At 37.4% G+C, this 21,031-nt stretch carries 21 protein-coding genes; 13 read left to right on the forward strand and 8 right to left on the reverse strand.

From position 1 onward, the window contains the following. Positions 1 to 25 precede the first annotated feature (25 nt). Positions 26 to 1,258 (reverse strand): MFS transporter, encoded by a 1,233-nt coding sequence (locus ACNJYY_RS06410; protein ID WP_416731033.1) that lies wholly within the window; start codon positions 1,256 to 1,258, stop codon positions 26 to 28. Further along, the gene (locus ACNJYY_RS06415) at positions 1,248 to 2,297 is read right to left on the reverse strand and encodes an ArsR/SmtB family transcription factor (protein ID WP_416731034.1); all 1,050 of its coding nucleotides are present in this window, start codon (positions 2,295 to 2,297) and stop codon (positions 1,248 to 1,250) included. Before ACNJYY_RS06415 ends, ACNJYY_RS06410 begins: the two co-directional genes overlap by 11 nt. A gap of 172 nt (positions 2,298 to 2,469) precedes the next feature. Here ACNJYY_RS06415 and ACNJYY_RS06420 point away from each other — a divergent pair, with 172 nt between their 5' ends. Both ACNJYY_RS06420 and ACNJYY_RS06425 read left to right on the forward strand, forming a co-directional pair. Further along, positions 2,470 to 3,024, forward strand: coding sequence for a GNAT family N-acetyltransferase (locus tag ACNJYY_RS06420; RefSeq protein WP_416731035.1), 555 nt, complete (start codon positions 2,470 to 2,472; stop codon positions 3,022 to 3,024). A 186-nt stretch (positions 3,025 to 3,210) separates the two neighbouring features. Next, a complete protein-coding gene (locus ACNJYY_RS06425) occupies positions 3,211 to 4,170 on the forward strand; it encodes an LLM class oxidoreductase (RefSeq protein WP_416731036.1) in 960 nt (319 codons plus the stop codon). Positions 4,171 to 4,223: 53 nt separating this feature from the next. Here the strand turns inward: ACNJYY_RS06425 and ACNJYY_RS06430 are convergent, their stop codons facing one another. Beyond that, positions 4,224 to 4,874, reverse strand: coding sequence for a FusB/FusC family EF-G-binding protein (locus ACNJYY_RS06430; protein ID WP_416731037.1), 651 nt, complete (start codon positions 4,872 to 4,874; stop codon positions 4,224 to 4,226). Positions 4,875 to 5,146: 272 nt separating this feature from the next. Next, positions 5,147 to 6,022 carry a TetR/AcrR family transcriptional regulator gene (locus ACNJYY_RS06435; RefSeq protein ID WP_416731038.1) on the reverse strand — a complete coding sequence of 292 codons (876 nt, stop codon included), beginning with the start codon at positions 6,020 to 6,022 and terminating at the stop codon, positions 5,147 to 5,149. 156 nt (positions 6,023 to 6,178) lie between these two features. Here ACNJYY_RS06435 and ACNJYY_RS06440 point away from each other — a divergent pair, with 156 nt between their 5' ends. Next, positions 6,179 to 7,699, forward strand: coding sequence for a DHA2 family efflux MFS transporter permease subunit (locus ACNJYY_RS06440; RefSeq protein WP_416731039.1), 1,521 nt, complete (start codon positions 6,179 to 6,181; stop codon positions 7,697 to 7,699). 420 nt (positions 7,700 to 8,119) lie between these two features. Next, positions 8,120 to 9,589: an aldehyde dehydrogenase family protein gene (locus ACNJYY_RS06445; protein ID WP_416731815.1), complete on the forward strand. Its 1,470-nt coding sequence runs from the start codon at positions 8,120 to 8,122 to the stop codon at positions 9,587 to 9,589. A 61-nt stretch (positions 9,590 to 9,650) separates the two neighbouring features. Here ACNJYY_RS06445 and ACNJYY_RS06450 read toward each other — a convergent pair whose 3' ends face one another. Then, a complete protein-coding gene (locus ACNJYY_RS06450) occupies positions 9,651 to 11,279 on the reverse strand; it encodes a diguanylate cyclase domain-containing protein (RefSeq protein WP_416731040.1) in 1,629 nt (542 codons plus the stop codon). A gap of 184 nt (positions 11,280 to 11,463) precedes the next feature. On the opposite strand from ACNJYY_RS06450, the gene ACNJYY_RS06455 reads away from it, so the two are divergent. From ACNJYY_RS06455 to ACNJYY_RS06495, 9 genes are all read left to right on the forward strand, one after another. Next, on the forward strand, positions 11,464 to 11,952 hold the full coding sequence (locus ACNJYY_RS06455) for a DinB family protein (protein ID WP_416731041.1): 489 nt from the start codon (positions 11,464 to 11,466) through the stop codon (positions 11,950 to 11,952). 149 nt (positions 11,953 to 12,101) lie between these two features. Beyond that, positions 12,102 to 12,866: an SDR family NAD(P)-dependent oxidoreductase gene (locus ACNJYY_RS06460; RefSeq protein WP_416731042.1), complete on the forward strand. Its 765-nt coding sequence runs from the start codon at positions 12,102 to 12,104 to the stop codon at positions 12,864 to 12,866. A 209-nt stretch (positions 12,867 to 13,075) separates the two neighbouring features. Further along, the gene (locus ACNJYY_RS06465; protein WP_416731043.1) at positions 13,076 to 13,540 is read left to right on the forward strand and encodes a GNAT family N-acetyltransferase; all 465 of its coding nucleotides are present in this window, start codon (positions 13,076 to 13,078) and stop codon (positions 13,538 to 13,540) included. Between the two features lie 140 nt (positions 13,541 to 13,680). Next, a complete protein-coding gene (locus ACNJYY_RS06470; RefSeq protein ID WP_416731044.1) occupies positions 13,681 to 14,175 on the forward strand; it encodes a hypothetical protein in 495 nt (164 codons plus the stop codon). 11 nt (positions 14,176 to 14,186) lie between these two features. Then, on the forward strand, positions 14,187 to 14,456 hold the full coding sequence (locus tag ACNJYY_RS06475) for a hypothetical protein (protein ID WP_416731045.1): 270 nt from the start codon (positions 14,187 to 14,189) through the stop codon (positions 14,454 to 14,456). Positions 14,457 to 14,502: 46 nt separating this feature from the next. Continuing rightward, positions 14,503 to 15,219, forward strand: a complete 717-nt coding sequence (locus tag ACNJYY_RS06480; protein ID WP_416731046.1) for an alpha/beta fold hydrolase — start codon at positions 14,503 to 14,505, stop codon at positions 15,217 to 15,219. Positions 15,220 to 15,297: 78 nt separating this feature from the next. Continuing rightward, complete coding sequence (locus ACNJYY_RS06485; protein ID WP_416731047.1) at positions 15,298 to 15,549, forward strand: hypothetical protein; 252 nt, start codon at positions 15,298 to 15,300, stop codon at positions 15,547 to 15,549. 164 nt (positions 15,550 to 15,713) lie between these two features. After that, the gene (locus ACNJYY_RS06490; RefSeq protein WP_416731048.1) at positions 15,714 to 17,171 is read left to right on the forward strand and encodes a protein adenylyltransferase SelO; all 1,458 of its coding nucleotides are present in this window, start codon (positions 15,714 to 15,716) and stop codon (positions 17,169 to 17,171) included. 225 nt (positions 17,172 to 17,396) lie between these two features. Further along, complete coding sequence (locus ACNJYY_RS06495; protein ID WP_416731049.1) at positions 17,397 to 19,343, forward strand: LTA synthase family protein; 1,947 nt, start codon at positions 17,397 to 17,399, stop codon at positions 19,341 to 19,343. Positions 19,344 to 19,439: 96 nt separating this feature from the next. Here ACNJYY_RS06495 and ACNJYY_RS06500 read toward each other — a convergent pair whose 3' ends face one another. From ACNJYY_RS06500 to ACNJYY_RS06510, 3 genes are all read right to left on the reverse strand, one after another. Beyond that, entirely contained in the window at positions 19,440 to 19,583 is a 144-nt protein-coding gene (locus ACNJYY_RS06500; RefSeq protein WP_416731050.1) for a hypothetical protein, read from the reverse strand. A gap of 326 nt (positions 19,584 to 19,909) precedes the next feature. After that, on the reverse strand, positions 19,910 to 20,443 hold the full coding sequence (locus tag ACNJYY_RS06505) for a DUF1796 family putative cysteine peptidase (protein ID WP_416731051.1): 534 nt from the start codon (positions 20,441 to 20,443) through the stop codon (positions 19,910 to 19,912). Positions 20,444 to 20,513: 70 nt separating this feature from the next. Then, the gene (locus ACNJYY_RS06510) at positions 20,514 to 20,942 is read right to left on the reverse strand and encodes a hypothetical protein (protein ID WP_137790116.1); all 429 of its coding nucleotides are present in this window, start codon (positions 20,940 to 20,942) and stop codon (positions 20,514 to 20,516) included. Positions 20,943 to 21,031: the final 89 nt, after the last annotated feature.

Consider the following 21,031-nt stretch of genomic DNA (forward strand, 5'->3'; position numbering starts at 1 on the left):
TCTAGTTTTGGTCGCCATTTTTTATTTAAATTGTGATTTTAACTCGATCTTTCAAATCATGATCTTTATTTTGTAACAAATTACAGATTAAGTAATACATTCCTGGCACTGCAATTATCACTCCGATTAAGAAGTAAGTCATACGTGTACTTATGCCAAAGAAACTGTTAGAAGCGAATAAGATTCCGAGTGGCATTGTTATCCGAAGAAAAAGTAACCTTACCGCGCTTAATTGTGATAATCGATCTCGAGGAGCATATCGTTGAAAAAGAGCAGAGCTTTGGGCATTGAACATCGGAAATAAGAGTCCTCCTAAGAATTCGCATCCCCAAGCGATATAAACAGAAGGAGCGAAAAACAATGCGATAAAAGACAACCCACCTCCTACAAGGCCAACATACATGGTTTTGTTGTTCTTAGGTAACTTTGTAAGAAGCAGCATGCCAAGCGCATATCCAATCGGAAACATTCCGGCAAAAATCGCATATTCCCAAGCTTCCCCGGTCAAATCTTCTCTAATAAAAGGCACGTTTATTACCAAAGTGGCTCCTACTGCAAATTGTACAGATGATGATAACAGAGTTAGTCTTAGTAGCTGTGGAAATTGAAGGAAAGTACGATACCCAATTTTTGTTTCTTCCCACCAGAACTTTTTTGACCATGTAGCTACTCTTTTTTTGCTTACTTGAGGAATTAGAGAAAGCGATATGGAGCTCAGTAAAAACATAAGGCTAGATAACCCGTAAATGGTATACAGAGGACTGACTAAAAGAAGTAAAGATGTAACACCTGGTGCGATAAAACTCATGAGGCGCATGGTTCCATCAAGTAAGCTGTTGGCAGAAACTAATTCTTTTTCTTCACAAAGATCTGGTAATAAAGCAAAAGAAAGACTAGCGTATATCGGTTGCAATAGACCCAATACACATTGCAGAATCACTAATCCAGCGATCGTACCTATTTCTGAACCGCTTATGTATCCGATCAAAGGCAGAATATAAGCGAAAGAACGGAATCGTTGAATATTTAAAAGCATTTTTTCTTTAATGACGTGATTTAGGAATGGAGCGCTGATACCTTGCAGAATTAAGGATGGAATAAAATAAAGAAGCCAAAGCGCCCCCATCCACTCTTTGGAACCTGTTATCTCAAACAGAAGAAGTCCATTTATGATTCCACCGGCAGCCCCTCCAAATTCGGAAATGATCTCTCCGATCCAGAGGGCTTTAAATGATCTTGAGAATGAGTTATTCTTCATTTGTGTCTCCCAAATAGTGATGAAGTTTGTTGGAGAACGAACGAATATAGTGTGTATTAGCGGAATAAATACCTTTTTCGACCTTAACAAATTTAGCAGCTTTTAAAAGTGATAGCTGATGATGCAGGGTGGTTTTTGAAACGTTAAACTGTGTGGTTAATTCTTGAAGAGAGAGTGGTCCTCTCATTAGTTGATACAATAATTTTAATCGCAGATCGTCACCTAGTGCTTTATGGCCACGTACAATCTCGCTTGGTGGAGAACCCGGTTCTAATAATGCTTCATCACTCAATGGATAAAAGATGAGCTTTGTATCTGATGTTTTTTGTTCGAGTATCCATGGTCTATAAGTGACATGTGGAATGAGTTTTATGATCCATACAGAAGGTTCTGGAACATATTTTGCTCCTCTTGTAATACGTTCAACTTCCTCTGATGGTTTTTGGTTATCAAGAAGAGCATGCAGTTTCTTTTCAAATGAGAGAGCTTGTATCCATTTTTCCCAATCCGAATTTTGACTCTGCCAGTTATACCATTCCGAGAGTGTTTCGGTTAGTAAGGAGTGTAGTTCTTCACGGCTTACTTCCCCAAGTGTTCTTATATATCCCTCCAAAAATTCATGTTCTTTAAATAGAGATGAGTATTGATCAAAGGCAGTAGATTGTTCATAACTTTTTGCGGCCTCATTTCGGTGCGACTCACATGAACGATTTTTGTAAGGTAAAAGCGTCTCATAAAAAACGTCAGAGGGTAACTCAGAAACTTTTAATGAAAATTCTGTAATCGTAGAAGCTGAAATTTTGTTCTGCAGCATAATCATGCCATACCACAAGTTTGTTTGTTGTATGGTTTTTAAATTCTTTCTTAAAGACGCTGACATTAGAGACTCTTGCTGTGTCCACTGCTCATCCTGTTCAAACGTGTGACGCAATTTTTTGTATGTATAACCTGCAATTCCTAGAGCTAGTTCCCATACCATTGAACTCTCAACTGATAGGGATACAGTTTCATGAGAATGAGGAGAATGGATATATTTCATGTTTACCTCCAAAATGTAATGTATTTTAGATTTAATTCTAATTCAACGAAATATAAAATTCAATATATTTAGAATAAATAATTCGGAATACGTTGAACTATTTTTAAAATCAATAATAACCTCATTTTTCCGTACCTATGTGCTAAAATTAGGAAAAAAGGGGTCAGGGGTTATGTTTGTTTATAAAATGGATGAGCAGCTATCTCTTCGCATGTTTAATGAAAAAGATGCTGAAGAGTTCTTCCGACTAACGATTCAATCTAAAGAGTATCTAAAGGAATGGTTAGGCTGGTTAGACTATACGAATGAAGAAGAAGATTCCCTTGCTTTCATAAAAGCGACCTTAAAAGGGGTAATTGAAACAGGGGGCTATCCGAAGACAACAGCGATCATCTATAAAGGAAACATTGCTGGAATTATCGGGTTTAACGAAATTAATAGAGTACATAAGATCGGGGTTATGGGTTATTGGCTCGGTCAACAGTTTCAAGGAAAAGGAATTATGATGAAAGCGTGTCAAGCATATATTGCATATGGCTTTAATGAACTCGATCTTAATCGAATTGAAATACGAGTAGCTGAAAAAAATAGAAAAAGCCGTGCGATTCCTGAGAAGCTAGGATTTCAGGAAGAGGGCAAGATTCGCCAAGCAGAATGGCTTTATGATCATTATGTTGATCATGTGATATATGGCCTATTGGCTGAAGAATGGAAACAAAATAACTAAAATGTTTAGGTAAGCTGACACGAAAAGGTTTTACATACCTTTTTGCTGTCAGCTTTTTTTGATATTACGTAATTGTTACTTGAAAGTGCCTATCGTACTTCAAAGTGCGTACTTTTATTTTTTGGTAAAGAGCGTATGATTTTAAATCATAAAGGAATCTTTTCTCATAGGAGGGCACGACCAACAATGAATCCATTCAAATATCATCGTTCTTACAATCGAATGTATAGTGAGGGTGAATTAACACTTGGACTACACATCCCTCTTGAAAATTATAGATTTGCTACACCGACGATGGAACAACAAGTTAAACTGTCGCAGTTAGCTGAACAGTTGGGTTTTACAAGTTTATGGTTTCGTGATGTTCTTTTGGAAGATCCGAATTTTGGAGATCCAGCGGTAGGACAGATTTACGACATGATGATCTATATGACATATTTGGCAAGTCAGACGAAGGAAATCGCACTAGGAACAGCAGCTGCTGTTCTACCATTAAGGCATCCGTTGCGTGTTGCAAAAGAGATCGCTACTTTGGATCAGTTGTTCCCAGAACGCGTGTTGCTTGGAATATCATCAGGTGATAGACGTGCAGATTTCTCTGCTTTAGGCGTAGCACACGAAACACGAGGGCAAGCGTTTGTAGAGGCATTTCAATATCTTAACGAGGTTTTATATAAGGAGTATCCTAGGATTCGTTCATCCCGGGGAAACGTGCAGGGAGCAAATCTTGTACCTAAGCCAACAAAACGCATTCCAACCTTTATTACAGGCTATGCGCAACAGGAAATGGAGTGGTTTGCAGAGCATGGAGATGGGTGGATGTACTATCCTCGCAGCCCTAAGTATCAAGAAGTAACAATTAAAAGGTGGAGAGAGTTAGTTGAGCGCTATCATCCTGATACGTTCAAACCATTCACTCAGCCGATGCACCTTGATCTAGCAGAAGATCCTAACGAAGCTCCACAACCGATTCGTTTAGGATTTAGAATCGGCCGCAATCCATTGATCGAGCTGTTGCAAGTGTATAAAGAGTCTGGAGTAAACCACTTGTTCTTTGCACTCTTTGATAGTGAAAGACCAGCTAAAGAAGTTATACAAGAACTAGGTGAAGAAGTGGTTCCTCATTTTCCGGCTTTAAAACTTTAAGAAGGTAACAAAAAAGCCAAGCTAGCTGCTAGACGCAGTAGCTTGGCTTTTCTTTAGTATAGAACGTCTTTAAGAAACTTTTCTATAGTGTCAACATTTGAAATTCTATTATTGCACTCATGACTGTCCGTACAAATGTAATTTCCGATCGCTTTATAATAGTCTGAAGAAGCGTTTGCTGGTTTAGATTTTGTTATCGCTGAAAATAATGCAACATCTGTAATTCCGTTACACAAAAAACAGATACCCTTATTTGATGGTGTATATCTACCTTGCACACCAACTAGCTTACTGTCTAAGTGATACACGATGAACATTTTATTCGTACCAATATCGACCCAGCCAAGATAACTGATCTTTTGAAAATCAATCGCATTTAAATCGGGTACTTTCAGCTTCTTCACTTTCGGAAACAATTTCATGATCTGCTTATTAGTAGTGGCAGAAAAATCTTCTAGAAATGGTTCTAAGGATTGCAAGTATTTCTGAAACTCTTCTGATTTGCGTAAAGGTTCTAACCCCGCTATTAAATCTTTTTGTGATTCATCTAGCTCAGAAAAAGATTCAAGAATTTTTGATTGAGCGCTGTGTTGAACAGCTTCGATTACTTTTGGATCAGCACCGTTATTACATGCACGCTGTAGTTGTAAAACCTGTTTTTTTATGAGGGTGTACTGATGATTTCTAATGAATGGTTTACTCATTTGGTTCAGCTCCTTATTTTTTGTGAAAAAAGAAAACAAGGTGCAAAGCCATCATTAGAAACGAAGTCATACGCTTGGGCGACTGACGTTACCGATGTCTGCCCATACAAAGAATCGCCCCTAATATCAGGCTTTGCATGAGCTGCTTATGATTCCGGCAAAATGATTTGCCATTTTTACCGACCTCCATTCACCAATATTATAAGAAGAGTACGTCATTTGTGCAAACATAAAAAGGCTGATCCGATTAAATAATTCGGTCAGCCTTTTCTTCAATTCATGTTTCTTAAAAAGTACCATACCAAGTTAGTAAAAGTTTGCGCTTGAGAAGAGATTGGTGATTCTTCAAAGCTTTTTTGAAATGGCTTCAATAATGGCTGTAGAACTATTTTACGAATACGATCACGTTGAAGTTCACTCATGATCGCATCAAAAAGGTCTTGCTGTTCTTCGTTAAACGTATAATCCTGCTGCAGCTGATTAGCGAGTGAAAGAATGTCATCTATCTTAACTTGTTTTTTATTTGCATTTGTACGAAGTAAATCAATAGCTGAAAGAGGGATGAGAACAGATTCGTTCATCATCATTTTCGGTACGATCAACTCAATATAAGAGAGAAGTGTATCAACCACATGCTCTAAGGAGTAAATCGTATTTGTTATACGCATCGTAAATAACATATGATGCATCATACCAAAGAATAGGATGGCAGCTTCAAAAACATGCTCTCGAACTTCATCACCTAAGATCTCGATAAAACGATTAGAAAGCCATTCCATCTCATATAAACGATGCTGCATAACGAGTTTTTTTAAGTCGGCTTCATTGGATGAAAGAATCGCTTCAAAAAGCGGCTGAAGGTTTCTTTCCTGATTCAAACGCATGATGATTACAATTTGTTCAATGAAAACGCCTCGATCACCTGTATCCCTACCGATCTGAACGGCAATTCGCTGCTGACTGGCATCATAACGCAGAAATTCTAAGATGTCTGCGATACAGTCACTCTTTGATGAGAAATAGTTATAGAACGTGCCTTTTGAAATATTTGCTTTATCAATGATCTCCTGTATAGAAGTCTGCTGAATGCCTTTTTCAATAAACAGCTTTAATGCGGTGTCAGCGACTTTTCTTTTTCTGTTATTCATGCGTTCCTCCTAAGTCCAACCCTTATGACTAGTATAAATTTCTTGAGATGGAAACACAACGCTTTTAGACTGACGGTACAAAAGTGTTGATATTTTTAGACTGAGGGTATAAACTTAATGAAGTTAAGTAATTATTTAATAAAGAGGAGAAATGACATGGGGAATACAGATTCCACTTTACAACATAAAAAACCACCCTATTTGATGCTTGCGATCTTGTTCGTTGGAGCGTTCGTAGCTTTCTTAAACAATTCATTGCTGAACGTAGCATTGCCTACCATCATGGTGGATTTAAATGTTAAAGACTATTCGACCGTTCAATGGCTGGTCACCGGCTTCATGCTTGTGAGCGGTGTTCTAATACCAGCGTCGGCGTTTTTAATCACTCGATTTTCTAATCGAATGTTATTTATTACAGCAATGGTCATCTTTACAATTGGTACAGCGTTATCAGCCTTTGCACCTAACTTTGGTGTGTTATTAACAGGACGTATGGTGCAAGCTGTCGGTTCATCTGTTATGGGACCAATCTTAATGAACGTCATGCTCGTTAGTTTTCCTCGTGAAAAACGCGGTATTGCGATGGGGATTTTCGGGTTGGTCATGATTACAGCTCCTGCGATCGGACCAACATTGTCAGGGTATATCGTAGAATACTATGACTGGCGTCTGCTTTTTGAAATGATTCTGCCTCTTGCTATCCTCAGCTTATTGTTTGCAGTATGGAAGCTTGAGAACGTGATGAAGCAGAACAAAAATGTATCGTTGGATTATCTTTCTCTTGTGTTGTCTAGCATCGGTTTTGGAGGAATCCTATACGGCTGTAGTACAGCAAGTTCAGACGGATGGACAGATACCGTTGTTCTATCAACATTGATTATTGGTGGAATAGCATTGGTTATCTTCATCATGCGACAATTAAAGTTAGATGAACCATTGTTGAACATTCGAGTGTATAAGTATCCAATGTTTGCACTTGCATCCGTTATTGCGATTGTTAATGCGGTTGCCATGTTCTCTGGCATGATTCTTACACCAGCTTACGTGCAAAGCGTTCGAGGAATTTCACCACTTGATTCTGGACTGATGATGCTGCCGGGAGCAATCATTATGGGTATCATGTCACCTATAACTGGTAAACTTTTTGATAAATTCGGACCGCGTGCTTTAGCGGTAGTCGGACTTTCTATCACAGCAGTCTCGACTTATATGCTCGCTCATCTGCAAGCTGATTCGTCTTATTCTTATATCATCATGATCTATTCCATGCGCATGTTTGGATTATCGATGGTCATGATGCCGATTATGACGAATGGTCTCAATCAGCTTCCAACGAGCTTAAATCCGCACGGTACAGCCGTTAACAATACAGCACAGCAAGTTTCAGGTTCGATCGGTACAGCGATACTAGTTACGATTATGAACACTGTTACAAAAACAGAAGCAGAAAGCTTAATGAGCGGAGTAGATCCAGCTACGATTACCGAAGCCTCAACCGCTGCTTTAACACAGCAAGCTCTTCTGTCAGGAATTCAATACTCATTCTTTGTTGCATTCGGAATTAACATTGTTGCTTTAGTGCTTGCCTTTTTCGTCAAACGCGTTGATACAAGTGCTGAAGCAGTAAATAAGATTGAAAAAGAAAACAAGACATCAACTAAATCAGTTACAGCTTAAGATATTTTTATAAAACCGACACTTTGGGTACGATTAACCCCCAATCTAGTGTCGGTTTTTTCTTTTATTTAAGAATTAGGTTCAGAATGCATTCTTGCTAAATACGACAGCACCATTGATCAGTATATGTTCAGGTGGAAGTGTCTTGATCTCAGGTGAAAAGGTCCACTTTATCGGTGAACGTTAAGTGTTAACCGGTGCTCACAATTAGTTCTTAGGTGATTACACTCCATTTATCGGTGAACGTGTAACAAATATAAAAACACGTACCGTAAAAAACTTCAGAATGACAAATCATGTGTAGTATCTAAAAGTAGTTGGGTAAAGTAATAAGCAGATTGATTTACATCGTTTAAAAATAGGAGTAAGGTCTTAACTAATCTTTTGTAAGTAAAAGGAGTGGAAATGAAGATGAATAAAATGAACACTGATTTTTCAAAAATATATATTAACGGCGAATGGAGAAAGGGAAGCAGTGATAGCTTCATGAAAAACACAAATCCATTCACAGATGAAGAGCTTGTTACGATTCATGCTGCGACGAAAGAAGACTTGGATGAAGCTTATGAAGCGGCAAGAATCGCTCAAGCTGAATGGGCAAACGAACTTCCACAAAACAAGCGAGCTGTACTAGAAAAAGTAGCTGACGTTATGCAAGGGAATGAAGAACTTATTATTGATTGGATCATCAAAGAATCAGGAAGCACTTATATGAAAGCTGTCTCAGAATTTCGAGCTTCAATCAATATCTTAAAAGAATCTACAACATACCCTTATCGGATGGAAGGAAAAATTCTTCCTTCTCAAACAGCAGGCAAGGAGAATAGAGTGTACCGTAATCCGTTAGGGGTAATTGGAATTATTAGTCCTTGGAATTTCCCGTTCCATCTAGCTATTCGATCCATCGCACCTGCCATCGCGACTGGAAATGCTGTTGTTATCAAACCAGCTACTGACACACCGGTAACAGGCGGATTAATTTTTGCGAGTATTTTTGAAGCAGCTGGACTTCCAAAAGGTCTGATCAACGTTATCGTAGGACGTGGTTCAGAAATTGGAGATGAGATTGTCACACATCCAACTCCGCGTCTGATCTCGTTTACAGGTTCTACGGAAGTCGGCAGACACATCGGTGAACTTGCTGGTAAGAACTTAAAGAAATCTGCTCTTGAATTAGGTGGTAATAACGTATTTATCGCGTTAAAAGAAGCTGACATTGATCAAGCCGTAGATTCAGCCCTTTTTGGAAAGTTCTATCACCAAGGTCAAATATGTATGGCGATCAACCGTATCTTTGTTCATCAAGATATTTATGAAGAATTTGCAGAAACCTTTGTTCAACGAGCAAACAATCTGAAATTTGGGGATCCGTCTAAAAAAGATACGAATGTTGGTCCATTAATCAATAGAGAACAAGTTGATCGAATCTTAAAAGATATTGAAGCGAGCGTCTCACAGGGTGCGAAGATTCGTATTGGTGGAGATGCAAATGGAAATGTTTTAGAACCTACCGTAATAACAGATGTTAATAATGAAATGCCTTTAGCGAAGAATGAAATTTTTGGACCAGTAGCTATTCTTATTCCTTTTGAAAAGGATGAAGACGTTGTTCAAATGGCAAATGCTTATCCGTACGGACTAAGCGGAGCCGTTCACTCTAAAAACATTGAACATGCAACAGACCTAGCTCATGCCATTCATACAGGTATGATTCACATCAATGACCAATCTGTTAACGATGAACCTCACATGCCATTTGGTGGAGAAAAAGATTCAGGACTTGGCCGATTTAATGGTGAGTGGGTGTTAGAAGAATTCACTACTCTAAAATGGTTTTCTGTGCAGCGTACCCCGAGAAATTATGGACCATTCATCAGTCAATTAAAGTAAATCAAATATAAGAAAGCATCCGGATGCATTCATTCGGATGCTTTATTTATTTGAAGCAATATTATGAGGTTTTTCGAAATGGATAAAAACTCAACTTATTTTTACCCGTTTTCTTTGAAACGTATAATGCCTCATCTGCATATTCAAGTATGGTTTGTGGTGAAACGTCCTGAGCTACCCATTCAGCTGATCCCAGGCTGCACCCAATTTTTATAGAATGTTCCTGAATATGAAATGGTCGGTTAAGAGTGTCTATGAGGAAGTGTGAGATCTCGGTTATTTCATTTAAATAATTCTCCTGAATAGGAAGTACAACTACAAATTCATCTCCACCTAAACGTGCTGCGAAATGTTCCTTATTTATTAATGTATCAAGGATCCGCTTACCTACCTCTATTAATAGTAGATCTCCTGCATGATGTCCTTGTGTATCATTGATTGATTTAAAACCATCCAAATCTATATAAAGCACCCCATAGCTGCCATTAGAAGAATCAAAGCGAACTGAATTCATGTACTCTAAAAGAGCTAACCGATTCGGCATACTTGTCAGAAAGTCCGTATGTGCCATGTTCTCCATCTTGTCTAACTGTTTTTCTGTTTGCTTTAATGATGAGATTAAGCTTCTAAAAGAAGAACTTAGAACTTCTATATCTTTGATTCCACGCAACAAAGGAATCTCTACGATCTCACCATCTTTCAACTTGTCAGCAGAGATAGCCAAGTCATAAAGAGGACGAGAAACTCTCTTTGTGATAAACCATCCAATAACAGCCATAAGTAGAGAAATCACAATACCACAGACTAAAATGAATGTTTGCAGATATTGGACGGATGCATAAGCCGCTTGTTCTGATTGACGAATGACAACTGTCCAGCCTAGTCCGGGATAATTCTGATATCCGTCGCCAAAAGCATAGCCTGTTACATACTCTTTTCCATCTGGCCAACGTACAAAATTCCACTCGTTTTTCTTTCCTTTATTATCGAGATCACTTATCTTAATTTTTTTTCCTAAATCATTTTTATGACCTAGGAGTACTGTATCTTCTTTACTGATTATGTATACTTCCACATCTTTTTTTTGCTCTTTTATCGGCTTTAGAATCGCGGCTTCCACCTCTTTAGACCATTCCCAGCTGAGATGGGCGGCTAACACACCTTGGAAAACGCCGTTCTTATCTGTTAATGGCGTACTGATATCAACTAATTGTAAAGGTGAACCATCCTTGGTTGGAATCAGTTTGGATAGTAAAAGGGCATCATGTACATCACCGATAAAAGGCTGTTCAGTTGCTTTTTGAAATACGGGACGAGCAGATATATCCTGGTTGATAAGCATTTTCTTTGTGGAAGCTTGAATGACTCCCTTTTGATTTGTTATTCCAACCCAAGAGAAGGAGGGGATTTTATTTTGAAGCTGATCAATCAGAAATTGTGCTTCATTTATTCTTCTCGGGTCTTTCAGAACTTCCTGTTCACTTAAAACTTGTAGTTCCTGGTATCTGGACCACATGAAAGAATCAAGGTTGTGAGATAGTTGAAAAGCTGAAGAAGCTAGGGAATTACCTATTTCTTTTTCTAATAATTCGCTGGATTTATCACTGATAAAGATACTAAGAAATAATGATGTGGTTAGTATGATCAATGAGATGCTCACGGACAGATACGTTTGAATTTTGATAGACATAGAAATGACTCCTATAATAATAAAATTTATTTCAAAAAGCACCAATTCTTATATCGGAAACAACTATAGAAATGATTAGGAATCAATGAAATAAACGATGGGACAAAGTTCTCAAACGAGAATTTTGAAAGCTGATTATGCTACACTACGAGGACAAGTCATATACATTAAAGGTGATGAAGAAATGCTGATTAATGATAAGATCCGCCAAGATTTGTTTACAGAAGTCGAAGGATTAAATGACGAGAATCTAAATCGAAAACCTTCAGAGAATGAGTGGTCTATTAAGCAAATTCTAGAACATTTATATTTAATGGAAGGCGGTATTGCTAAAAACATAAAACATCAACTTCGAAATGGTAAAGTGGTAAACGCAGACAAGAAGCCGATTGAAGCAACAATTAACAGAGATATTAAAGTTGATGCTCCAGAATTTGCAGTGCCAACTTCAGAATTTGCATCTTTTGAAGAACTGAAAATGAAATTAGCTGCAACTCATCAACATTTACTAGATATCGAGAATACTGCTGATGAAAAGGACTTAGAGGCAAAAGGCTTTCCACATCCAATTTTCGGTGATATTAGTTTAAAACAATGGATTCCGTTTGTGGCCTATCATGAACAAAGACATATTCTTCAAATTAAAGAAGTGAAAGAAAAGTTAAGTCTCTAAAACGTATAGAAAACAGACCGTACATTCTTCAATCAGGAGAATGTACTTTTTTACTTTTTTACGGAACGAAAGAAAAAGGGATAAAAAGAATGAAAGCTCTGATTTAAGTGCAATACTGATTGAGAGAATTAAAAATAGGAGGACTGAAGATGCTGTTGAAAGGCAAAATCGCAGTGGTTTATGGAGCGGGTGGTGCGATAGGTGGTGCTGTTGCACGTGCTTTTGCTGAAGAGGGAGCTTTTGTATTTTTAGCCGGAAGATCGCTCGATTCTCTGCAAAAGGTAGCAAATGAGATTACCATTGCTGGAGGCACAGCGAAAGTAACGAAAGTAGATGCTCTTAATCAAAATGAAATTGAAGGGCATCTGAATCGAATCGTTCAGCATGCTGGAAAGATAGATATTTCCTTTAACGCAATAGGAATCCGAGGAGATCTTCAAGGAACAGCGCTCACCAAAATGCCACAAGAAGATTTTATGACTCCCATTCTGACGGGTGTCAAAACTCATTTTCTCACTAGTACTGCAGCAGCTAAGCATATGATAAAGCAGAATTCGGGAGTGATCTTAACTCTTTCTGCATCATCTTCATCATTATCAGGCAGAGACCGTACGTATCATTTCACAGGAGGTTTCGCGACAGCATGTGCAGCAATTGAAGGATTTACCCGTAGCTTAGCCGGTGAGCTCGGTACAAAAGGCATTCGTGTCGTATCTTTAAGATCAGATGCTATACCAGAAACTTGGGAACCAGCCTTTCCTGAGGTGAGGCAGTATATGGAGGAAGGAACAGCGTTAGGACGCCTTCCAAAGTTGAAAGAAGTCGCTGATACAGCGGTGTTTATTGCATCGGATCGAGCGAGTGCCATAACAGGTGCGATTATCAATGTAACGTGCGGTTCGATTATGGATTAAATCATATATTGGAACTTTATGTTAAAATGAACTTTATAAAATGAAAGTTAAAGGAGCACATAAGAATGTCTCAAACAAATTGTGTTACATGGTCTCACGAGTAAACAAAGTTGTTTATTCATGAAGTAACTCTTTATTTAATCAGTTTTCTATGAATGAATCTTTGTTTACTTCCTTCTAATTGATCATAAGTAGAATGGAGAGATAACATGATACATTTAAACCCATTAACCGAACAAGAATTTCAGGATTATCTGGCATTCATGATTTCAGATTACGCTTATGAAATCACTAAGAACTTCAACCTAACGTTACAGTCAGCATTAGAAGAATCAGAAATGATGATGTCTGATCTTTGGAAAGATGGATCGTTAACGGAAGGTCAGCATGTGTTCAATATTCAAGATTCCAAAACCTATGAAAAAGTAGGAATTCTTTGGTATGAAGTGATGCCGGGGATTAATCAAGCCTATGTGTATCATATTTTCATAGATGACCTTTATCGAAGAAAAGGATACGGAAAGAAAACGTTTGAAATTCTTCAAAGTATGTTAAAGCAATCAGGAATAGATTCAATTGGATTGAGTGTCTTTGGAAAGAATGAAGCCGCTTATCAGTTGTATAAGAAGCTAGGTTATAAAAACACGAGAATATCGATGGAATTTGTTCTATAAATCAATTTTACGATTAAGTAGAAAATAGCTTAGAGTGAGACAAACTCTAAGCTTTTTTGTGTTTTTTGAAAGGATAGCTTGCTTCATATAACAGGAATTATATTCCAAAAAGAGAATATAGAAAAGTAAGAGGTGATCATATGAAGAAAATACTAAGCTTGTTGCTTTTCTTTATCTTGGCAGCTTGCAGCGATCAAGGAGCTGTTGAGAAGCTTAAGATGAATTATCCAAATGTGAAGAAAGAGATGGAGCAATTGCCAAAAGACGCGCAACAAAAGATGGCAGCTCCAGAAAAGCTTCCTTTTCAGCCAAAAGACGTTCAATTAACATATGCAGCAGAACCAGCGGGAGATCCAGAAGGAGATATCTTACATACTGAATTTACTTATGGTAATGAAAAAGGTTCTGTCCTTCGTGTAACCACGTTTCAAAATGAAAACGCAAATTTTAATGATGAAGGTGAGAAGAAGACAACAAAATTGAAAGATGGAACTGAGGTTGTTATTGAAGCTGAATCATCTGACGTTAAATCCATTCGTTGGAGTAAAGATGATGTATTTTATGGGATGATGTTAATGGGTTCTGAATTTAAGATGGAGGATCTGTTGAAATCAGCAAATTCGATGGACTACTAGGAGTGGAATGTTTGAAAGGAAAATTTAGTTCGATTTCATTACTTGTAAGTGCTTCTACAGTAGCGTTCTTTTTACTTATACACACCTATGCCATTGCTTTCGGATACTGGCGATTAATCGTGTGGGGAGGAGTGCTCACTGCTATGTATTTTGCATTTCGCTCTCCCAAGAACATCGGTTTTCGAGGTTTGGCCATAACTGTATCAATCATGCTTGCCGTTCCACTTTTACTGATGGAAATGGTCGGATTAGCATGGCGTAACGGTGGATTTGGGAATTAATTAAGGAAGCAGATAAATATGTAAATATTTAATTTTGGAGGACTGAATGATCTTACATACAGAAGTTATAGGAGCAGGGGAACCAGTCATTTTTCTGCATACGGGGTTACAAACAGGTAGTACAGATTTTGAATATCAAAGTGAATATTTTAAACACGACTTTAAAGTCTATAAACCTGATTTGAGAGGTCATGGAAAATCTTTTACAAATGATTATTCTAATTTTTTTCAAGACTCTGCAAATGATTTGCTAGAAACTATAGAACATTTTAAAATAGAAAAGGCACATATAGTAGGTTGTTCTCTAGGTGCATTAGTAGGTTTAAAATTCTCACAAAGTTATCCTCATAAAGTTCAATCTTTGACCATTTCAGGAATCCTACCAGAAAAGCCTAATAACTGGTCAGAAGCACATCAAAAAGACGTAGAACATCAAGCAAAGATTTTAGAAAATCAAGAAATAATTGATTATTTTAATACTCTTCATGGTAATGGTTGGAAGCAATTTATTTACATGGGTAGAAATGTAGAATGGTATCCTTTTAAAGAAACTAGTGAATTGAAAATGCTTCATCTGCCTATTTTATTTGTAGTAGGAGAAGGAAATGTTAATGAAACGAAAGGGGCATCCCTCTATCCGAAGTTAAATAAATATGTACATGTCTCAATTATTCCTTTTGCAGCTCATTTAGTTCATTCAGAACAACCAGAAATATACACAAAGATTATAGAAGTCTTCCTAAATAAACATAGAATTAGCTAGATATGGCTAATGATTACCGAAACTTTCCATCTACTAATACGTAATAATAGTAAGATAAAAAAATTGGGGTGGAGAGCAATGGTTGAGGTTAGTGTAAAAAAGATAGATAACAACTTTATTATTCGATGGCAGCTATTAAGGGTGGAGATTCCTGCCGATGATATTCTTAATGTAGGCTTAGATGATACATATGGTGGAGACGATAAGGAGGCTATCCGTATCGGTTTGCCGTATGGAACGACAGATCGGGTCTTTATTGAGACAAAAAAACAAAACTATATTTTGTTTACTTCTAATCCATCAGCTATTATGAAAAAACTAAGTGCCTAAGGAATGAAAATCGTTTAGAAGAACTCGGATTGAATTTTTCCGAGTTTTTTTATTAATTCATTTCTAATGAATTAAAATACAGATAACAAACAAGGACAGGACTATTATGTTAAGGTGGAACTAGAAATCAAGGATTTAATCATATAAAAGAAGGTGTGCTTCTCATGACGAAAGTAACAGGTTGGAATTTTGATAACAGTTATGCTGAACTACCAGATAAATTTTTCTCAATCATTGACCCAAACCCAGTAGCTTCACCAAAATTAGTTGTACTTAATGAATCGGTAGCGTCGTCTCTTGGATTGAACGCAGAATTTCTTCGAGATGAAGATGCTGTAAACGTTTTTGCAGGCAACAAGCTTCCAGAAGGAGGTTCTTCCTTAGCTCAAGCATATGCAGGACATCAGTTTGGTTATTTTAATATGTTAGGTGATGGACGAGCAATAATGGTGGGAGAGCAGATCACTCCTGATGGAAAACGTTATGACATCCAGCTAAAAGGTTCGGGAAGAACTCCCTATTCTAGAGGGGGAGACGGACGGGCAGCTCTTGGTCCGATGCTTCGTGAATATATTGTGAGTGAAGCGATGCACGCTTTAGGAATTCCAACGACTCGAAGTCTGGCAGTTGTAACGACAGGTGAATCGATCATGCGTGAAACGGCTCTTCCAGGTGCTATCATGACGCGGGTAGCAGCAAGCCATCTACGAGTAGGTACGTTTGAGTTTGCTTCAAGATGGGGATCACTCGAAGAATTGAAAGAGTTAGCAGATTATAGTATAAAGCGTCATTATCCTGAAGTGGAAAGTGATGAAAATCAATATTTGAATCTCCTCAAAAAAGTGATCGAACAACAAGCGTATTTAATTTCGAAGTGGCAGCTCGTTGGTTTCATCCACGGCGTTATGAACACCGACAACATGACAATCAGCGGAGAAACTATCGATTATGGCCCATGTGCATTCATGGACAAATATGATCCACTGACTGTTTTCAGTTCAATTGATAGAGAGGGCCGTTATGCATACGCTAACCAGCCCCGAATTGCCGGTTGGAATCTAGCCCGATTTGCTGAAACATTATTGCCTCTCTTACACGATGAACAAGAAAAGGCAGTTGAATTGGCACAAGAAGTTTTATATGGATTCTCTGATCTGTATCATGCTAACTATTTTAGAGGAATGCGATCAAAGCTTGGACTATATAATGAAGAGAAAGAAGATCAGACTCTTATAGAAGAATTACTTTCACTCATGACTACCTACAAAGCTGACTATACAAATACATTTCGTTCTTTAACATTAGGTGAAAATGAGTGCTCTGCACTTTTTGAAGCTGAGGACTTTAAGACGTGGTTTAATAAATGGGAAGAAAGAAAAGCAAGACAGTCAGAGTCGAAAGAAGAATCTATGCAGTTGATGCGAAACAGCAATCCAGCTGTCATTCCAAGAAATCATAGGGTGGAAGAGGCTATAGAAACAGCTGAAAACGGTGATTTCAGCGTTCTAGAAAAACTTCACAATGTATTATCATTACCGTACGAATACTCAAAGAAACAAGAAGAATACACTACATTACCACCCGAAACAGAAGGACCTTATCGAACATTTTGTGGGACATGATCACATAAAAATAAATGGAGAACATATAAATAAAAAGCTGCTCTGAAAGGGTAGCTTTTTATGATTTCTAAAATATCCCATAGGAATAGAGGAAGGTATGTTCCGTTGACTTTTTAGTTAATAAGGTGTACTGTTTTTTATATTGTTTTGTGAAATGATATTGAAAAAACAGTGAAAATAAACTAGAATGATAGATTGGTTACTGAAATTTAGAGGTGAGAGAGAATGATTTACCAAAAAAACATACTGAACAAACATATGGGATTTTTCCTTCTTACGGTCGCTTTAGTATGGATAAAATCTTATGCCGCTTATAAAATTGAATTTAACTTAGGAGTCCAAGGTTGGTTTCAAGAATTTATTTTGTTTATTAACCCTATTGGCTCAGCACTCTTGTTCTTAGGCTTAGCCTTATTTGCGAAGGGTAGAAAATCATACGTTTGGATGATTATCATCAATACGGCAATGACCTTAATGTTATTTGCAAATATGCTTTATTACCGTTTTTTCACAGATTTTATCACGCTGCCAACTTTAACACAGACAAAAAATGCTGGAACGATCGGAAACAGTATTGGAGCACTTTTCAATCCGTATGACATACTGTTCTTTTTAGATATCGTTGTACTGTTAGTATTAGTTTTAACAAAGAAAATTAATCCAGAACCAATCAGAGTAAAACGTAAAAGTATCTTAACGGTTGGTCTAGCTGCAGTTATTGCATTATCTGCAAACTTGTTGTTAGCTGAAATGGATCGTCCGCAACTGTTGACTAGAACGTTTGACCGAAACTATATTGTGAAATATTTGGGAATGTATAACTACACGCTCTATGATGCGGTATTAAGTTCGAAATCATCTGCTCAGCGGGCACTTGCAGATACAGATGATGTAACAGAAGTGGAGAACTATGTGAAAGCTAATTATGCTGAACCAAATCCGGAATATTTCGGAAAAGCAAAAGGCATGAACGTCATCTATCTTCACTTAGAGTCGCTTCAAAATTTTGCCATTAACTACAAATTGAACGGACAAGAAGTAACACCTTTCTTAAACTCGTTAACACAAGATAAAAACACGTTGTATTTTAACAATTTTTATCATCAAACATCACAAGGTAAAACAGCTGATGCTGAGTTTATGATCGAGAACTCGCTATATGGATTGCCACAAGGAACAGCGTTTACTACAAAAGGCGAGAACACTTATCAAGCGGCACCAGCCATTATGGAACAACAAGGCTATTCGACTGCTGTATTCCATGGTAACTACAAGTCGTTCTGGAATCGAGATGTGATCTATAAGCGCTTTGGATATCAAAAGTTCTTTGATGCAGAACATTATGATATGAACGAAGAAGATGTAGAAAATTATGGTCTAAAAGATAAACCGTTCTTTGAAGAATCTATGCCGATGCTGAGATCGTTAAAACAACCGTTCTACTCTAAGTTCATTACACTATCAAACCATTTCCCTTATCCAATTACAGAAGAGGAAGCTACAATCGAGCCTCATACAACAGGAGATGGAACGGTAGACCGTTATTTCCAAACGGCAAGATATATGGACGAAGCTCTTCAACAGTTCTTTACTGACTTAAAAGAGGCTGGACTATACGATAATACGATGGTCGTTATGTATGGTGACCATTATGGAATCGCTGAAACGCGTAATAAATCAATGGCAAAAGTACTCGGAAAAGAAATCACACCTTTTGAGAACACACAACTTCAAAAGGTACCATTGTTTATTCATGCACCAGGATTAAAGGGTGGAACCATTGATAAAGTTGGAGGTCAGATCGATATTCGTCCAACGCTTATGCATTTGTTAGGAATGGATACAAAAGAGTACATTCAATTCGGTACGGATCTTTTATCTAAGAATCATGACCAAGTCCTTCCGTTGCGTAATGGTGATTTTATTTCACCTACTGTTACAGGAATTGATGGTAAATATTACGACTCGAAAACCGGGGAGCCTGTAAAAGAAACAAAAGCAATTAAAGCTCTCGAAAAAGAAGCAGAGACGAAGTTGGACCTATCTGACCGAACAGTTTATGGAGACTTATTACGATTCCATAAAGTTAAAGGGTTCAAGCCAGTTGATCCTTCTAAGTACGATTACAATATTAAAGAAGAAGAAAAACCTAAAAGTGAAACAAACGAGTAACACCAAAAAGCCGTCCAGATGATCTGGACGGCTTTTTGATTTTAAAAGACAAGAACTAAACATGTATAAATGTTGAGCTTCGCTTGTTGAACAGTCTTAAATTTCTTCTAGTTTTTCACCCAAAAGCTGAATATCACGTACTAACTTTTTCTTGTGCTTTTCACATTTACAGCATTTATATTCTTCAAATAAGAGGCCTAATTTTTTAATGATTTTTATCGCGATTTGTTCATCACACATCTTTTAAAACATCCTAATCTAGTTATATTATCCTAATAAGAGCGTAGCACAGGATGATTCACTAAGAAACCTTCTGCTGTAAACTTTTTTTACATTTTATAAAAATATTAAGAAAAACATTTTCAAGTGTTGGAGGATCGTTTAAGAATATAGTTGTGCACCCGTAATATTTGATTAATCTTTGATTGAGATGCCATTTAATAAGCGATCCCAAGTATCATTATCTGTAATGGGGTCTGTTTGTACGGGCATATAAATAACACATACATGATTCATGCCCCAGTCCACTTCTGTTAGTTGCTCTACCTTATCAGTAGGATAAATCATTAGAATGGTGAAATTACCTTTACACAATTAGATAATACCATCTCTAATTCAGCGGTTTCTTTTTTCAGTTGATCTTCATCAATATCAATAGCCGACCATCTAATAAATAATAGGGAAGAGCTCTTTCTAAACCACTCGTACATCTTCTGCACTCGTTGCTTGATGGTACGTTTAAAGCTTAGATAGTTTAGGATCCAGTGTTGTCCTGGAACGATAGGGAAGTCATGTACAGATATAACGTTATATTTAAGATCGTTGATGAAGTGGGAATGAGAACCTGTTGTAACTCCTTGATCATCTAACACAAAATCAGGTTTATAAGAATGAATCTTTTGCATATTTCTAAACTTCATGTATCTTTTAAATTTGGTTCTCATAAGCTCATTGATCCTAGCTAAAGAGTGAGAACAGACCCAATCTAAAGGAAATGCAGTTTGTCTTAACGAATGTCTTCTAAGATGCATACCAGGACCGTATTCACTGCCAAGAGTGATTACGGCAGTGTAAGATTTCTTTATGTCCTGTAATCTCATTTGGTCACCTCTTTGTTTCAATAATTCTTGTAAAAAAACAACCTTCGCAAAGAAGGTTGTTTCTATATCGTTAATCGCTTACCGCAACCCCTGAGAAGCTTTCAGGTCCTACACGGACAACGCCCACTAAACTTACTGAAATATAAGCTGAATATGTTTGTTGAATATCTGCAGGAGGGTTAAAGTCAAGAGCGTTAAATGCAAAAGTTTGTGGCCCTAAGATGTTTAGGTCCATATTTTCACTCGCGGAATAAACTAGAGGAGAGTTAGGGCTTGTACCTCTTACGACTTGAATCGTAATGGTTGTAACAGCGGGAAGTAGAGGAAGCTGTAATGAAACGGCACCTTGTAAGAGAACTCTGATATTGGGACCAGCACCAACAGTACCTAGACCAATTCTTCCAAATAATTGTGGAGCACCTGCTACAGTAATCGGTTGGGCAATCGAGTTAGAATAACTTGCATTTTGACTTGTTCTTAAATCAAGAAATTTAGCCAAGTAATCACCTCCCCTCCCTTTCAATATATGGTTCTCGGTGAAAATGGCTTGTACAACAGTACAAAAAATAAAAATTTGAACGTTGCATT

Source organism: Fictibacillus tiangongensis (genome assembly GCF_048083785.1).
Lineage (GTDB): Bacteria > Bacillota > Bacilli > Bacillales > Fictibacillaceae > Fictibacillus.

Bases quoted from the DNA above. Each gene is read 5' to 3' on its own strand.
- ACNJYY_RS06410 (WP_416731033.1), bottom strand. From the start codon at position 1,258: ATGAAGAATAACTCATTCTCAAGATCATTTAAAGCCCTCTGGATCGGA.
- ACNJYY_RS06415 (WP_416731034.1), bottom strand. From the start codon at position 2,297: ATGAAATATATCCATTCTCCTCATTCTCATGAAACTGTATCCCTATCA.
- ACNJYY_RS06420 (WP_416731035.1), top strand. From the start codon at position 2,470: ATGTTTGTTTATAAAATGGATGAGCAGCTATCTCTTCGCATGTTTAAT.
- ACNJYY_RS06425 (WP_416731036.1), top strand. From the start codon at position 3,211: ATGAATCCATTCAAATATCATCGTTCTTACAATCGAATGTATAGTGAG.
- ACNJYY_RS06430 (WP_416731037.1), bottom strand. From the start codon at position 4,874: ATGAGTAAACCATTCATTAGAAATCATCAGTACACCCTCATAAAAAAA.
- ACNJYY_RS06435 (WP_416731038.1), bottom strand. From the start codon at position 6,022: ATGAATAACAGAAAAAGAAAAGTCGCTGACACCGCATTAAAGCTGTTT.
- ACNJYY_RS06440 (WP_416731039.1), top strand. From the start codon at position 6,179: ATGGGGAATACAGATTCCACTTTACAACATAAAAAACCACCCTATTTG.
- ACNJYY_RS06445 (WP_416731815.1), top strand. From the start codon at position 8,120: ATGAACACTGATTTTTCAAAAATATATATTAACGGCGAATGGAGAAAG.
- ACNJYY_RS06450 (WP_416731040.1), bottom strand. From the start codon at position 11,279: ATGTCTATCAAAATTCAAACGTATCTGTCCGTGAGCATCTCATTGATC.
- ACNJYY_RS06455 (WP_416731041.1), top strand. From the start codon at position 11,464: ATGCTGATTAATGATAAGATCCGCCAAGATTTGTTTACAGAAGTCGAA.
- ACNJYY_RS06460 (WP_416731042.1), top strand. From the start codon at position 12,102: ATGCTGTTGAAAGGCAAAATCGCAGTGGTTTATGGAGCGGGTGGTGCG.
- ACNJYY_RS06465 (WP_416731043.1), top strand. From the start codon at position 13,076: ATGATACATTTAAACCCATTAACCGAACAAGAATTTCAGGATTATCTG.
- ACNJYY_RS06470 (WP_416731044.1), top strand. From the start codon at position 13,681: ATGAAGAAAATACTAAGCTTGTTGCTTTTCTTTATCTTGGCAGCTTGC.
- ACNJYY_RS06480 (WP_416731046.1), top strand. From the start codon at position 14,503: ATGATCTTACATACAGAAGTTATAGGAGCAGGGGAACCAGTCATTTTT.
- ACNJYY_RS06485 (WP_416731047.1), top strand. From the start codon at position 15,298: ATGGTTGAGGTTAGTGTAAAAAAGATAGATAACAACTTTATTATTCGA.
- ACNJYY_RS06490 (WP_416731048.1), top strand. From the start codon at position 15,714: ATGACGAAAGTAACAGGTTGGAATTTTGATAACAGTTATGCTGAACTA.
- ACNJYY_RS06495 (WP_416731049.1), top strand. From the start codon at position 17,397: ATGATTTACCAAAAAAACATACTGAACAAACATATGGGATTTTTCCTT.
- ACNJYY_RS06500 (WP_416731050.1), bottom strand. From the start codon at position 19,583: ATGTGTGATGAACAAATCGCGATAAAAATCATTAAAAAATTAGGCCTC.
- ACNJYY_RS06505 (WP_416731051.1), bottom strand. From the start codon at position 20,443: ATGAGATTACAGGACATAAAGAAATCTTACACTGCCGTAATCACTCTT.